Annotated in this window: 1 pseudogene; it reads right to left on the bottom strand. The window is 72.6% G+C overall.

The window, feature by feature from the left end:
• Positions 1-215: pseudogene (locus B4E36_RS21635) on the bottom strand (hypothetical protein); the annotation flags it as partial.

Genomic DNA, 215 nt, shown 5'->3' with positions numbered 1-215 from the left:
CCGCCGCCGCCGCCGATCGACTGCACCAGTATGCCGGTGCCGTGGTCGCCCTTGGTCGAAAGCGTGCTGTAATCGCTGGCGCCCTTCGTGCCTGAGCCAAACTGCGTCACCTGCGCCGTTCCGCCCGTACCGCCGGCACCGCCCTCGCCGCCGGTCGCACTCGAAACAAACAGTCCCCAGGACGTGGCCTGGCCGCCCGCACCGCCGCCGCCGCC

This window comes from Martelella sp. UBA3392, from assembly GCF_002358775.1.
GTDB classification, from domain to species: domain Bacteria; phylum Pseudomonadota; class Alphaproteobacteria; order Rhizobiales; family Rhizobiaceae; genus Martelella; species Martelella mediterranea.
Note: the sequence above shows the minus strand (reverse complement) of the source record. Positions and strands in the feature narration are given on the sequence as shown.